Here is a 13,558-nt window from a genome sequence, read left to right as displayed (position 1 = left end):
TTACGTAAGCCGCAAGGCTACGCGATCTACCCCGCCCGCGGTGGCGTCTCTACAGTGCTGCCCATCACGCCGATCCGCGGCAACCAAAGGCCACTGCATGTCGTCATCTCCCCCCTCCTCCCCATTGCTGCGCCCGCGCTGGAAACTCGGCGTGCGCACCACCCCGTTCGTGTTCGCGTTCTATATGGCCGCGATCATGGCCTTGCTGATGTGCCTGGTGATCACCGGCGCCAACACCGGCCTTGCCCCCGGCTACCTGTGGCGCGTACTGGACGCCTACCGCATTGCGATGCCCACCGCGTTCTGCTGCGTGCTGGTGGTGCGACCGTTGGTGATACGGCTGGTGGCCTGGACGGTGCATGCCGGGCATTGAGTCTGGCGTATGCGGCATGCGCGAAACGCTGCCGCAGGCAATCATGCCGATGCATCCGCAAGGCCATCGATGTGCCGCAGCACGTGGCTTGCCTGCCACGTTGGCATCCCCTGCGCCGTAGCCATTCCAAAGCCTGCCAACGCGTGCATGCGTTGGCGCTCGAAGCATCTGCCGGCTTGAACGCATTGAGCTGGACGCTGCAGATGCCGTCGCGCCCGCAACGAAACATCCGCATCTAGCTGCTGCCACGCAGCATCCGCCCCATGCAGTCTGCGACCGCCGTCATGCCAATGCTGGATGATTCCGGAATGAACACCACGGAACTGAAACACGCCACACAATTGCTTTGACACTGAACCATCCGCTGCGCAGCGTCACTTCTCCCTGGACGTCGGTCCACTTTTTGGAGACGCACGCAATGAACACGCTACGCAGTGTCGCTGTGCAGTTCGCCTTGCTATGCGCAGTGGCGATGCCACCAGGCGCACACGCGCAAACCCTGGTATGGGAGGACAATTTCAACGGCCCCGGCATCGACGGCAACAAGTGGACCTACGACGTCGGCAACGGCTGTCAGATCGGCCTGTGCGGCTGGGGCAACGGGGAGATGCAGTACTACACCAGCCGCGCCGAAAACGCGCGTATCGATAACGGCCGGCTGGTGATCGAAGCACGACGCGAAGCGTTCCAGGGCATGCCGTTTACCTCGGCGCGTCTCAAGACCGAAGGCCGCATGCATTTCAGGTACGGCACGCTGGAAGCGCGCATCAAGACGCCGGTGGTGGGCAACGGGCTATGGCCGGCGTACTGGATGCTGGGCACCATCGGCGTGTGGCCAGGTCGCGGCGAGATCGACCTGCTGGAAGCCGGCATGGCCGCGGCGATCGCCAATGGCACCGCCAATCGCCGTATCGGCGCCGCGGTGCACTGGGACTACAACGGCCAGCAGGCCGACTACAACACCAGCTACACCAGCCCGGTGGATCTGCATGCCGACTTCCATGTGTACCGCCTGACCTGGGACCCGCAGTTCATCCGCGTGTCGATCGATGGCCAGCAATACTTCGAGTTTGCGATCTCCAATATCGAAGGTGCCTCGCTGCACGAATTCCATCAGCAGCAGTATCTGCTGCTCAATCTCGCCGTCGGCGGCACCTATACCGGCATCACCTCGCCTGCGGCGGTGACCGCGCCGTTGCCGGGCAGGATGGAGATCGATTACATCCGCCTGTATCAAAACCCCGGTTCGCAACTGTATGTGGGTGCGCAACACGCAGCGCCCGCAGGGCGATTTGGGGTGTTCACCGAGCAGGCCGATACCAGCGGGCGACTCAACTTCGGCCAGGATGCCGAGCTGTATCTGTGGAACAACCTCACCCCGATTGCGCAGGCGCCGTTCGAAGGCAGCAACGTGATGGCCTACCGCGCCAATGCCGGTGCCTGGTATGGCCTGGGCATCCAGACCGACTATCGCAACATGGCCGCCTATGCCGGCGGCGCGCTGAAGCTGCACCTGAAAACCACCACGCCATCGACCTTCAAGATCGGCATCAACACCAGCTTTGGCGACAGCTGGGTGGATTTTGTCGCGGGCGGCAATCAGTACGGCCTGGTGCGCGATGGCGCCTGGCATGAGGTGAGCATTCCCTTCAGTGCGTTCTACGACCTGGATCTGCAGGCGGTCAAACAGATGTTCATGCTGGTGGCCGATCCGCCGGCTGCGCCAGTGGAGATCGCCATCGACAAGGTGTATTACCAGAGCCGTTGAGCAGCGCAGGCGCAGGACGCTCGGTCACGGCCCCTGCAGCGCAGGACACCGCAGCCAACGCTCAGGCGTTGGTTGCCACGCCTTTCAACACATCGATCAGCTGACGCAGGCGATACGGTTTAGGCAGGAAATCCACCTGCGCCGGCAGCGGCGGCAATTGCGCCTTTGCAAACCCCGAGGCCAGGATCACCCGCGCCTGCGGCAGCAGCTGCGCCACGTGTTCGCTCAGTTCGATGCCCGACATGCCGTTGGGCATGCGGATGTCGCTGAAGACCACATCGTAGGGGCCGTTCTCGCGCAGCATGCGCAAGGCGCTGTGGCCGTCGTCGGCGGTTTCGACGGTGATGCCTGCGTCGCGCAGCGCCTCGCCGATCAGTTCGCGCAATTCCTGCTGATCTTCCACCATCAACAGACGCAGGGATTCAGTCATGCTCAGCCTCCTCGATGGCCGGGAGAAACAGGGTAACGGTGGTGCCGCGGCCAGGCGCAGTGTCCAGCTCGACAAAGCCACCGGATTGGGACGCAAAGCCGTGTACCTGGCTCAATCCCAGGCCCGAACCCTTGCCCACGTCCTTGGTGGTGAAAAACGGCTCACTGGCGCATTGCGCCACGTGTGCCGACATGCCGGGGCCATCATCGCGTACGGCAATGCTGACGTAAGCGCGCGGCCGGCCATGCGGATCGGATGGCGCAGCACGCTGCTGTAGCGCCGTTTCCAGCACGATGGTGCCGCCGCCCGGCATGGCATCGCAGCTGTTGAACACCAGATTTAGCAAGGCCGCCTCAAGTTGGCCCGGGTCCACGCGGATATCGGGCAACTGCTCGGCGAACGCCAACGACAGCACGATCCCGGCCGGACAGGCACGCCGCAGCAGCTCCAGCGAGCGCGTCACCACCGCGCTGGCGCCGTGGCGTTCGGGAATCAGCCGCTGCCCGCGCGCAAAGGCGAGCAGTTGGCGTGTCAGCAAGGTGCCCCGATCGACTGCCGTCTGCGCCGCGTCCACCAGCATGCGCGTACGCGCGTCGTCGCCGGCACGCAGCGCGATCAGGTCCAGGCTGGTCACCATCACGGTCAGCAGGTTATTGAAATCGTGCGCCATGCCGAGCGTCAGGCGACCCAGCGCGTCCACCTTCTGCGACTGCAGCAGGGCATGCTGCGCATGCTGCAACAGCTGCTGCGCCTGGTGCCGCTGGTCGATGTCGCAGGTGACCTTGGCAAACCCCACCAGCACACCGAATTCCAGCACCGGCTCGATCGCCACGCTTGCCCAGAAGCGGCTGCCGTCCTTGCGCACCCGCCAGCCTTCGGTGGCAAAACGCCCCTCGCGTCTGGCGGTGTCCAGATTGCGGGCCGGTTCGCCGCCCTGCGCATCCTCCGGCAGATAGAAGCGCGAAAAATGCGAGCCAATGATTTCGGCGGTGGTGTAACCCTTGATGCGCTCGCCGCCGGGATTCCAGCTGCACACGTGGCCGCCCGTATCGAGCATGTAGATCGCGTAATCGGACACGCTCTGCACCAACAGCTGGCACTGCCGGCTGTCGTGAGAAAGCGGCCCCGCACTGTCGACGGCCGTTTCCGCATCCATCACGCAACTTTCCCCCGGAAAAGCGCGCGACCATAGTGACGAGTGCGTGAAGGCTGCGTGCAAGCCGACCCGGCTGCAGAGCGTCAAAATCCCGGCGATTTGCGCGTGAAAGTTATCGGCTACCATGACCGCCCTCCCCGTCCGGTCCGCGCCTTTATGCAGAACATCTCGACCACACGCGACCGCTGGGTGTGGGTGATCGCGGGGGCCCTGATGGCCGGAACGCTCGGCGTGGAATTGGTCACGCCGCTCGGCTATGCGGTGTGGCTGACCTATTTCGTCGCGGTGGGCGTGACGGTCTTCCAGAATCGCGTGCAGGTGCCCCTGGTGGTCGCCGCGCTCTCGTGCGTGCTGCTAGCCGTCGGTTTTCAGCTGGCGCCGTCCAGTACCAGCTCGAGTTTTTCCTCGATCAACCGCAGCATCGGCGGGGTGTCGTTCCTGGCGATGGCGCTGGTGGTGATGCAGGCCATCCGCGCGCGCCGCCAGGCCGAACTGGCGCTGTGGCTGCAGCAGGCCGAAAACACCGTCGAAGCCAGTTTGCGCGGCGATCACAGCCCCGACGATCTGGCCAATGCCGCCGTGCGCGCGCTGTGCGACACGCTGGATGCGCAGGTCGGCGCGTTGTATCGCATCGAGGGCGACCGCCTGCGTCTGACCGGCGGCGCCGCGCTGCCGGCCGATATGTCCAGGACATTGCCGACCGATGCCGGCCAACTCGGCGAGGCCTTGCGCAGCGGCACGGTGCGCCGGGTGCGCGGCGTGGAAGCCGGACATCTGCAGATCGCCTCGGGCCTGGGCCGCAGCGCCTGCCAGGAACTGCTGCTGGCACCGGTCATCGCCGATGGGCGGGTGATCGGCATCCTCGAGCTGGGCCGCGCCGCTGCGCCGGGCACTGCCCGCACGCGCGAGGAAGAACTCCTCACGCGCTGCGGCGAGAACATCGGCCTGGCCTTGCGCACGGCATTGCTGCGCGCGCAGCTGGTGGCCCTGCTGGAAGAAACCCAGCGCCAAAGCGAAGAGCTGCAGACCCAGCAGGAAGAGCTGCGCGTGGCCAACGAGGAGCTGGAGGAACAAAGCCGCAGCCTGCAGCAGTCGCAGAGCGATCTGGAACTGCAGCAAGCCGAGCTGGAACAGACCAACGTGCAGCTGGAAGAGCGCACCCAGGCGCTGGAAGCGCAGAAGCAGGCCTTGCTGATCGCGCAGAACCAGCTGGTGCGCAACAGCAACGAGCTGTCCACCGCCTCGCGCTACAAATCCGAATTCCTGGCCAACATGTCGCACGAGCTGCGCACGCCGCTCAACAGCGCGTTGATCCTGGCCAAGCTGCTGTCGGACAACAAGGACGGCACGCTCAGCCCCGAGCAGGTGAAATACGCGCAGGCGATCCTGTCGTCCAACAACGATCTGCTGGCGTTGATCAACGACATTCTCGACCTGTCCAAGATCGAGGCCGGGCATGTGGAACTGGCCGACGAAACCGTCGCCACCAGCTCGGTGCTGCAGCGCCTGCGCGAGACCTTCGAACCGCTGGCGCGCCAGAAGGGCCTGGCGTTGCAGCTGGCTGCCGAATCGGACGCACCGACGCAACTGGTCGTCGACAGCCAGCGCCTGCAGCAGATCCTCAAGAACCTGCTGGCCAACGCGATCAAGTTCACCGAGCACGGCAGCGTCAGCCTGTCGATCCAGGCGCACACGCCGGGACGAGTGCTGTTCAAGGTCAACGACACCGGCATCGGCATCGCGCACGAACAGACCGAGATCATCTTCGAAGCGTTCCGTCAGGCCGATGGCAGCACGCGCCGTCGCTACGGCGGCACCGGCTTGGGCCTGTCAATCTCGCGCGACCTGGCCCAGCGCATGGGCGGCAGCATCCGCGTGGACAGCCAGCCCGGACGCGGCAGCTGTTTCACGCTGGAATTGCCGATCGACGGCGCGCCGGCCGAGCCGGTCACCGCAGCGCAGGCCAACGCGGGCGCGATGGCGATCGGCGCCGCGCCGTCGTTGCAATCCGCCAGCGGCACGGCCATGGCCTCGCGCCTCGATGGGCGCGCCAAGACTGCGTCCGCGGGGATGCCGCTGCCGATTCCGGCAGCTGCCGCCCCGCCGCTGCAGCGTGCCGACGACGATCGCGACCAACGCACCCGCCCCGGCCGACTGATCCTGGCGGTGGAGGACGAAGCACGCTTTGCACAGGCGCTGGTCGACCTGGCGCACGAGCTGGACTTCGATTGCGTGGTGGCTCCCAGCGCCGAAGAGGCGCTGCGTCTGGCCGCCGAACTGCGTCCCAGCGGCATCCTGCTCGACATCGGCCTGCCGGATGCGTCCGGCCTGAGCGTGCTCGAACGCCTCAAGCGCGATCCGGCCACGCGCCATATTCCGGTGCATGTGGTGTCCGCGCTGGAGCGCAGCCAGATTGCGCTGGAACTGGGCGCGGTGGGCTATCTGATCAAGCCGGCCACGCGCGAGCTGCTGGCGGGCGCGATCCGTCAACTGGAAGACACCAATGCACGCGCGGTGCGCCGCCTGCTGATCGTCGAAGACGACAGCGCGCTGCGTGCGAATCTGCAATTGCTGCTGGCGCGCGATCAGCTGGAGATCATCGCGGTGGGCAGCATTGCCGAGGCGATGCAGCAACTGGCCGGCTCGACCTTCGACTGCATGGTCACCGATCTGGCGCTGCCCGACGGCAGCGGCTACGACCTGCTCGAGCGCATGGCCGGCAACGACGCAGTCGCGTTTCCGCCGGTCATCGTCTACACCGGGCGCGCGCTCACCCGCGACGAGGAACAACGCCTGCGCCGCTATTCCAAGAGCATCATCATCAAGGGCGTGCGCTCACCCGAACGCCTGCTCGATGAGGTGACGCTGTTCCTGCACAGCGTGGAGGCCTCGCTGCCCAGCGACCAGCAACGCCTGCTGCGCGAAGCGCGCCGCCGCGACGCGGTGCTGGACGGCGCCACCGTGCTGCTGGCCGAGGACGACGTGCGCAACATCTTTGCGCTCTCCAGCGTGCTCGAGCCGCTGGGCGTGACGCTGCAGATCGCCCGCAACGGCCGCGAGGCGCTGGAACATCTGGCCAAGCACGAAGTGGACCTGGTGCTGATGGACATCATGATGCCGGAGATGGACGGCCTGACCGCGATGCGCCAGATCCGCGCCAATCGCCAGTGGCAGGATCTGCCGATCATCGCGCTGACCGCCAAGGCCATGGCCGACGATCGCGAGCGCTGTCTGGAGGCCGGTGCCAACGACTACATCGCCAAGCCCATCGACGTGGACAAGCTGGTGTCGCTGTGCCGGGTGTGGTGCTCGCGGCAATGAACGCGGTGGAGCTGTTCGACCTGGAGCTGCGGGTGCTGCTGGAAGCGGTCTACCAGCGCTACCACTACGACTTCCGCGATTACGCGGTGTCGTCGCTGCGCCGGCGCATGCGCCACGCGATGGCACGCCTGGAGTGCACGCGCGTGGCCGATCTGCAGCACCGCCTGCTGCACGAACCTGACACCTTCGCGCAGGCGATGCAGTTCTTCACCGTGCAGGTGTCGGAGATGTTCCGCGACCCGGCCTACTTCCGCGTACTGCGCGAGCATGCGGTGCCGGTCTTGCGCACCTATCCATCGATCAAGCTGTGGGTGGCCGGCTGCAGCACCGGCGAGGAAGTCTGGTCGCTGGCGATCCTGTTGCACGAAGAAGGCCTGCTGGAAAAGGCGGTGATCTACGCCACCGACATCAATCCCGAAGCACTGGGCATGGCCGAGGCCGGCGCCTTCGGCATCGACCGCATCGCGCAGTTCAGCCGCAATTACCTGGACGCCGGCGGCCGCGGCTCGCTCTCGGACTACTACACCACCGCCTACGATGGCGCGGTGTTCGACCGCCGGTTGAAGCGCAATATCGTCTTCGCCGATCACAGCCTGGCCACCGATACGGTGTTCTCCGAAGTGCATCTGGTGTCGTGCCGCAATGTGCTGATCTATTTCAATCGCAGCCTGCAGGACCGTGCCGTGGGCCTGTTCCACGATGCATTGGTGCACCGTGGGTTCCTGGGCCTGGGCAGCAAGGAGTCGCTGCAGTTCGGTGCGCATGCGCAGGCGTTCGAAACCGTGGCGCGCGAGCAGCGCCTGTTCCGCAAGGCGGCTGCATGAACGCAATGCACGCGGCGGCGCAGTTCGACGCGATGGTGATCGGTGCCTCGGCCGGCGGCGTCATGGCCCTGCAGGCGCTGTTGTCCAGCCTGCCCGCGGACCTGCCGATGCCGGTGCTGGTGGTATTGCACCTGCCACGCGACCGCACCAGCCACCTTGCCGAGCTGATGGATGCACGCTGCGCCTTGCCGGTGCGCGAGGCCGAAGACAAGCAGCCGCTGCTTGCCGGCAGCGTGACCATTGCCCCACCCGACTACCATCTGCTGGTGGAAACGCGCGACAGCCTGGCGTTGTCGATGGATGCACCGGTGCTGTTCTCGCGCCCGGCGATCGACCCGCTGTTCGAATCGGCGGCCGACGTCTTCGGGCAGCGCCTGCTGGCGATCCTGCTCACCGGCGCCAGCAGCGACGGCAGCGCCGGCGTGGCGGCGGTGCGCGCGGTCGGTGGCACCGCCTGGATCCAGCGCCCCGACGATGCCGCCTCACCGCTGATGCCCGCCTCCGCTCTCGCCTATGCTGGCGCCGATGCGGTGCTCACCCTGCAGGCGATCTGCAGCCGACTGGAAGCCTTTCACCCATGAATCTCACCGCGACCGGCCTGGCTGCGCACAGCAATGGCGACGAGCCCGCCAAGCTGCTGATCGTCGACGACGTGCCGCAGAATCTGGTGGCGATGGAAGCGCTGCTGCAGCGCGACGGCCTCCAGGTGCTGTGTGCCGCGTCCGGCGCGCAGGCGCTGGAGCTGCTGCTCGAACACGACGTGGCGCTGGCGCTGCTGGATGTGCACATGCCGGAAATGGACGGCTTTTCGCTGGCCGAACTGATGCGCGGCTCGCAGCGCAGCCGGCATGTGCCGATCATTTTCCTGACCGCATCGCCGAACGATCCGATGCGCGCCTTCCAGGGCTACGAAACCGGCGCGGTGGATTTCCTGCACAAGCCGATCGAGCCGCACGTGATCCTGAGCAAGGTCAATGTGTTCATCGAGTTGTACCAGCAGCGGCGCCTGCTCAAGGCACGCAACGCCTCGCTGGAACGCGCGCTCACCCTCAACGAAACCATGATGGCGGTGCTCACCCACGACCTGCGTACGCCGCTGTCGGTGATCCTGCTGTGCGCCGACAAGCTCGGCCTGGATGTGGAGGCCGATGGCTCGGCCGCACGCACGCTCGATCACCTGGAAAACAGCGCGCGGCGGATGGCGCGGATGGTCGAGCAGTTGCTGGATTTCTCGCGCCTGCGCAGCGACGGGCTGTCGATGCAGTTCGGCCCCTGCAATCTGGGCGAAGTCACCCACAGCGTGGTTGGCGAAGTGGCGCAGGCCAACCCGCACACGCCGATCGACCTGCGTACCGAAGGCGATCTGGACGGCGATGGCGACGGCGATCGCCTGGCCCAGGTCGTGTCCAACCTGGTCGGCAATGCGGTGCTGCATGGCGGCAGCCAGCCGGTGCGGGTGCATCTGGACGGACGCGAACGCGACACGCTGCGGCTGTCGGTGCGCAATGTCGGGCGCATCCCGGACAGCCTGATGCCGCGCCTGTTCGAGCCGTTCAAGGCCAGCTTCCATGCCAGCCAGGGCCTGGGGCTGGGCCTGTTCATCGCCGACCAGTTCGTCAAGGCGCACGGCGGCACGCTGCAGGCACGCAACGAAAACGGCGACGTGGTGTTTGAAGCCGTGCTGCGGCGACACAACCTGGCCGCGTAATCGCGGCCAACGGGGCGACAAGCATCACGCCCGGCGTTCGCCGCGGCGCCCGGCAAGGCGTGATGGGTGATCGAAGCCCGTGCAATGCCGGGGCTGGCGGCCTGTCGTAAGCCCAGCCCATCGCCACAACACAATCCCTCTGACGAACTCATCCAGGACGCGTCACGCAGCGCGCGGCGCATGCGGTCCGACAACGGAAGCCGGCACGAAAGCGGTTTGCATCGTCATGCGGGCGCGACCAGTGCCCGCATGACGGATGCGCCGTATGCTCGTACTCCACGCCCCGTCCCGACGCAGCGTTGCAGCCTGTTTCGATCGCACCAGCATCTGTCGTCATCATCCGGCGCACGCCGTGCGCCATGTCCGAGGAGGTGGTCATGTCGTATGTGGATGGATTTGCACTCGCGGTACCCACGGCCAACAAGGCCGCGTTTCTGGAACATGCCCGCATGGGCGATGCCATCATCATCGAATACGGCGCGCTGCGCGTGGTGGAGTGCTGGGGCGATGACGTCCAGCATGGACAACTGACCGACTTCCACCGCGCGGTCGCTGCCGGCGAGGACGAAACCGTGGTGTTTTCGTGGATCGAATGGCCGGACAAGGCGACCCGCGATGCGGGCATGCGCAAGATGATGGACGACCCGCGCATGGACCCGTCGGTCAACCCGATGCCGTTCGATGGCAAGCGACTGATCTACGGCGGCTTTGTTCCGATCCTGAGCCTGGGACAATCGGGCTGAGCACTGCAGCGCGCGTGCGCCAGCTTGTGGCATGAGCGCCGCACACCCGGTGTTGCGGCAGTGGCCGACGGCACCGGGCCTTAGACAATGGCAGTTACACTGGCCGCATGCAGCCGCGCTCGCCGCCCACGATGCGCGGGCGCAGCGACTGCATTGCCTGCCACCGGAGACCACCGCATGACCGACGCACCGCTTTTAGTCGCCTGCCCGAGCTGCGCTGCGATGAACCGTGTCGCAGCTGCGCGTCTGCGCGATGCACCCAACTGCGGTAGTTGCCACAAGCCCTTGTTCCTGGGCACGCCGGTGGCGCTGTCGGAGGCCGATTTCGACAAGCATGCGGTGCGCAGCGCGCTGCCGTTGGTGGTGGATTTCTGGGCGCCGTGGTGCGGGCCGTGCCTGAGCATGGCGCCGCAGTTTGCCGCAGCCGCGGCACTGCTCGAACCGCAGGTCCGGCTGGCGAAGGTCGATACCGATCTGCATCCGGCGCTTGGCACGCGCTTCGGCATCCGCAGCATCCCGACCTTGCTGGTCATCCGCGGCGGCAGTGAGCTGGGCCGTCACTCCGGCGCGGTGAGCAGCGCGCAGATCGTCAGCTGGGTGCAGTCGGTGTTGCGCAGCCGTTGATACAAAAAAACCCGCTGCATGATGCACGCAGCGGGTCTGTTCTACGTTCTACGATCGGCATCACTGCGGCACACGCGCAGTGATGCAGTCGATCGATCAAGCACCGGGAGCGGCTGACCAGAGCACTGTGCAGCCGCTGGCGACTTTTCAGTCGCTCTTACTGCCAGTTGACGTTGACCGACACGCCCACCACGCGCGGCTCGTTGTACACCGCCGCCATGTAGTTTTCGATCACGCCCTTGACGTTCTTCTCGTTGGTGATGTTGCGCGCAAACGCCGCCACCTCCCACGCGCCATAGCCGCCGGTGTAACCGAGCTTGAGGCCGCCTTCGAAATTGCCGTTGGCGCGGAACTCGGTGGAGTCGTACAGCACGAAGCTGGTTTCGCCCTGCTTGTTCCAGTCGGTGGAGACGAAGAAGGCGCCATCGTTGCCCACCGGAATGTCGTAGCGCGCGGCCAGGTTGAGGTTGTACTTAGGCGCGTTGGGCAGCGGGTTGCCGTCGATCTGCGCAAAGGTGTTGGCACCGACGCGGATGGTCGGGTCGTTGACCGTGCACACCACCACGCCGTTGAGCGCACAGGCCTGCGCGTAGACGCGATCGTCGTGGATTTCGCTATGCAACAGGCTCAGGCCGGCGGTCAGCGACAGGTTGGAGATCGGGCGCCAGTCCAGATCCGCCTCCAGGCCGTAGGCCTTGGCCTTGTCGGCATTGAACAGCACGCCGTTACCGTCCGAGTCGTTGCCGTTGAGCTGGATGTCGTCCACCGTATAGGTGAAGCCGCTGACGTTCAGACGCAGGCGGTTGTCGAACAGGCTGCTCTTGATGCCGGCTTCCCACGACAGGATGGTTTCCGAATCGGCGGTGGTGAAATCCGAATTGAACACCGCGCTGCGGCCCTGGATGGTCGGGCCGCGGAAACCGCGTGCCACGCGCGCATAGACGCTCAGCTCGGGATTGACCTCATACATCGCGCTGAGATCCCAGCTGGGCTGGGTGTCGGACATGCGCACGTCGCGACGGCCGCGATAGGTCACCGCACCGGCGGCGGTATCGGCGGTCTTGAGCAGGCGGGTTTCCTTGCTGTCCTTGGTCTGGCGCAGACCGGCAGTCAGGGTGAGCGCGTCGGTGGCCTTGTAGCTGAGCTGCCCGAAGCCGGCCCAGGAGGTATTGGTGTTGCGCAGGCGCACCCAGTTGTTGGGGTTGCGCGCGGCGGTCTGCAGGAAATACGCCCGCTGATAGAAATCGGTGGTGTCGCGCCCGTCGAAGTAGAACGCGCCCACCTGCCATTGCAGAGCGTCGTCGCCTTCGCTGGCCAGACGCAGTTCCTGGGTGTACTGGTGCAGGTCGCGGATCTGCCCCATCGACTGGCCGAAGCCGTTCGGCACGCCGTTGACCGGGTAGTTCGCCGCTGCGCCGCCATCGGTGTCGCCACGGCTATAGCCGGAGGTGGTCTCGTAAGCGGTGATGGAGGTCAGCGACACGCCGCCGAAATCGTAGATCGCCTTGATCGAGCCGCCGTCGGTCTGATACGCCTGCGGGTTGTCGTGCGCCTCGTCGTAGGCCACGCGATCGCGCGGCACGTCGACCTTGTCGCTGCCGCGCGTGACCGCATTGCGCAGGAACAACGTGGAGGTGCCGTCGTAGTCGCGCGTATGCACCGAGCCCAGCAGCGAGAACGCGTCGTTGGGCTTGAGCAGCAACTGCAGGCGCGCATTGCGGTCGTTGTAGCCGCCCATTGCATCCTTGCGCGGGGTACGCGTGCCGTCGGCGCTGCTGCCGGCGAAGGTGTTGTCCACCCAGTCGTCGCGGTGCTGGTACAGGGCCGACACGCGGAACGAAAGCACGTCGTTGATCGGCCCACCGAAGCCGCCATCCAGCGACACGGTGTTGTAGCTGCCGTAGCTGGCATCGACGCGGCCGGTGTAGGTATCGCCGGGTTTGATGGTGTCGAACTTGACGATGCCGGCGGTGGTGTTGCGGCCGAACAAGGTGCCCTGCGGGCCGCGCAGCACTTCGACCTGGTCCACGTCGTAGACCGGGTTGGACTTGAGCACCACGTGTTCCAGCACCACGTCGTCCTGGATGATGGACACCGGCTGCGAAGCGCCGAGGTAGAAATCGATATTGCCCAGGCCACGGATGTAGAAGCGCGGGAAGATGCGCCCGGTGGTGGTCTCGGCATAGAAGCCCGGCACGCGGCCGGACAGCGCCAGCAGCGTGTCGTCGCCACCGGCGGTGAACTCGCGCATCGCCGCGCCCTGCACCACGCCCACCGACACCGGCACTTCCTGCAGATTCTGCTCGCGGTGTTCGGCAGTGACGGTGACCGTATCCAGCGCGGTCGGGCTGCCCTCACCCTCACGCGTCGGCGCCTGCTGCGCAGAGGCAGCGGCGGCCAGCGAGGCAAGCAGCAGGCCGGCGCAGGCACGCGCCAGCGGCGTGCGCTGCAAGGCGGCGCGACGGCGTGCGGGTGCGTGCGTGGTGGCGGACGTCAGGGACGCGGAGACAGACGAGTACAACGACATGCGAGATGATCCTTGGGTAGGTGACGCGAGGGGTGACACGGAGGCAAACGTGGCGATCAACATGACTGCGCGGCGATCAGGCGG

General features: G+C 65.9%; 11 protein-coding genes. 8 read left to right on the top strand and 3 right to left on the bottom strand.

The genetic code is table 11. The annotated features are described in order from the left end of the window. Window positions 1-97 precede the first annotated feature (97 nt). Together AC1PLS_RS06435 and AC1PLS_RS06430 are read left to right on the top strand one after the other, a co-directional pair. Window positions 98-373: a DUF2798 domain-containing protein gene (locus AC1PLS_RS06435; protein WP_039511453.1), complete on the top strand. Its 276-nt coding sequence runs from the start codon at window positions 98-100 to the stop codon at window positions 371-373. Between the two features lie 418 nt (window positions 374-791). Then, window positions 792-2,141, top strand: a complete 1,350-nt coding sequence (locus AC1PLS_RS06430) for a glycoside hydrolase family 16 protein (RefSeq protein ID WP_184379810.1) — start codon at window positions 792-794, stop codon at window positions 2,139-2,141. A gap of 61 nt (window positions 2,142-2,202) precedes the next feature. Here the strand turns inward: AC1PLS_RS06430 and AC1PLS_RS06425 are convergent, their stop codons facing one another. Both AC1PLS_RS06425 and AC1PLS_RS06420 read right to left on the bottom strand, forming a co-directional pair. Continuing rightward, window positions 2,203-2,571: a response regulator gene (locus AC1PLS_RS06425; protein ID WP_024938072.1), complete on the bottom strand. Its 369-nt coding sequence runs from the start codon at window positions 2,569-2,571 to the stop codon at window positions 2,203-2,205. Continuing rightward, window positions 2,564-3,727, bottom strand: a complete 1,164-nt coding sequence (locus AC1PLS_RS06420) for a PAS domain-containing sensor histidine kinase (RefSeq protein ID WP_184379809.1) — start codon at window positions 3,725-3,727, stop codon at window positions 2,564-2,566. The genes AC1PLS_RS06425 and AC1PLS_RS06420 overlap by 8 nt, the downstream gene beginning before the upstream one ends. Before the next feature lie 156 nt (window positions 3,728-3,883). Between AC1PLS_RS06420 and AC1PLS_RS06415 the strand changes: the two genes are divergently transcribed. From AC1PLS_RS06415 to trxC, 6 genes are all read left to right on the top strand, one after another. Next, window positions 3,884-7,048, top strand: a complete 3,165-nt coding sequence (locus AC1PLS_RS06415) for a response regulator (protein WP_184379808.1) — start codon at window positions 3,884-3,886, stop codon at window positions 7,046-7,048. Next, the gene (locus tag AC1PLS_RS06410) at window positions 7,021-7,872 is read left to right on the top strand and encodes a CheR family methyltransferase (RefSeq protein ID WP_172454412.1); all 852 of its coding nucleotides are present in this window, start codon (window positions 7,021-7,023) and stop codon (window positions 7,870-7,872) included. Before AC1PLS_RS06415 ends, AC1PLS_RS06410 begins: the two co-directional genes overlap by 28 nt. Further along, complete coding sequence (locus AC1PLS_RS06405) at window positions 7,869-8,453, top strand: chemotaxis protein CheB (RefSeq protein ID WP_047128332.1); 585 nt, start codon at window positions 7,869-7,871, stop codon at window positions 8,451-8,453. Before AC1PLS_RS06410 ends, AC1PLS_RS06405 begins: the two co-directional genes overlap by 4 nt. Then, window positions 8,450-9,580: a hybrid sensor histidine kinase/response regulator gene (locus AC1PLS_RS06400; protein WP_115043219.1), complete on the top strand. Its 1,131-nt coding sequence runs from the start codon at window positions 8,450-8,452 to the stop codon at window positions 9,578-9,580. The genes AC1PLS_RS06405 and AC1PLS_RS06400 overlap by 4 nt, the downstream gene beginning before the upstream one ends. Before the next feature lie 377 nt (window positions 9,581-9,957). Continuing rightward, entirely contained in the window at window positions 9,958-10,323 is a 366-nt protein-coding gene (locus AC1PLS_RS06395; protein ID WP_046345870.1) for a DUF1428 domain-containing protein, read from the top strand. A 177-nt stretch (window positions 10,324-10,500) separates the two neighbouring features. Further along, window positions 10,501-10,947, top strand: coding sequence for a thioredoxin TrxC (gene trxC, locus AC1PLS_RS06390; RefSeq protein ID WP_102256860.1), 447 nt, complete (start codon window positions 10,501-10,503; stop codon window positions 10,945-10,947). Between the two features lie 157 nt (window positions 10,948-11,104). On the opposite strand, the gene AC1PLS_RS06385 is transcribed toward trxC, so the two are convergent. Next, window positions 11,105-13,474, bottom strand: coding sequence for a TonB-dependent receptor (locus AC1PLS_RS06385; RefSeq protein WP_184379807.1), 2,370 nt, complete (start codon window positions 13,472-13,474; stop codon window positions 11,105-11,107). Window positions 13,475-13,558: the final 84 nt, after the last annotated feature.

This window comes from Xanthomonas sp. NCPPB 3218 (assembly GCF_056725185.1).
The sequence above is the reverse complement of the archived record's forward strand: the minus strand, read 5'-3'. Positions and strand labels throughout refer to the sequence as shown.

What these genes read in the sequence shown, in the direction of transcription:
- AC1PLS_RS06425 (WP_024938072.1), bottom strand. Translation starts at nt 2,571, where the DNA reads ATGACTGAATCCCTGCGTCTGTTGATGGTGGAAGATCAGCAGGAATTG.
- AC1PLS_RS06405 (WP_047128332.1), top strand. Translation starts at nt 7,869, where the DNA reads ATGAACGCAATGCACGCGGCGGCGCAGTTCGACGCGATGGTGATCGGT.
- AC1PLS_RS06430 (WP_184379810.1), top strand. Translation starts at nt 792, where the DNA reads ATGAACACGCTACGCAGTGTCGCTGTGCAGTTCGCCTTGCTATGCGCA.
- AC1PLS_RS06415 (WP_184379808.1), top strand. Translation starts at nt 3,884, where the DNA reads ATGCAGAACATCTCGACCACACGCGACCGCTGGGTGTGGGTGATCGCG.
- AC1PLS_RS06435 (WP_039511453.1), top strand. Translation starts at nt 98, where the DNA reads ATGTCGTCATCTCCCCCCTCCTCCCCATTGCTGCGCCCGCGCTGGAAA.
- AC1PLS_RS06395 (WP_046345870.1), top strand. Translation starts at nt 9,958, where the DNA reads ATGTCGTATGTGGATGGATTTGCACTCGCGGTACCCACGGCCAACAAG.
- trxC (WP_102256860.1), top strand. Translation starts at nt 10,501, where the DNA reads ATGACCGACGCACCGCTTTTAGTCGCCTGCCCGAGCTGCGCTGCGATG.
- AC1PLS_RS06400 (WP_115043219.1), top strand. Translation starts at nt 8,450, where the DNA reads ATGAATCTCACCGCGACCGGCCTGGCTGCGCACAGCAATGGCGACGAG.
- AC1PLS_RS06420 (WP_184379809.1), bottom strand. Translation starts at nt 3,727, where the DNA reads ATGGATGCGGAAACGGCCGTCGACAGTGCGGGGCCGCTTTCTCACGAC.
- AC1PLS_RS06385 (WP_184379807.1), bottom strand. Translation starts at nt 13,474, where the DNA reads ATGTCGTTGTACTCGTCTGTCTCCGCGTCCCTGACGTCCGCCACCACG.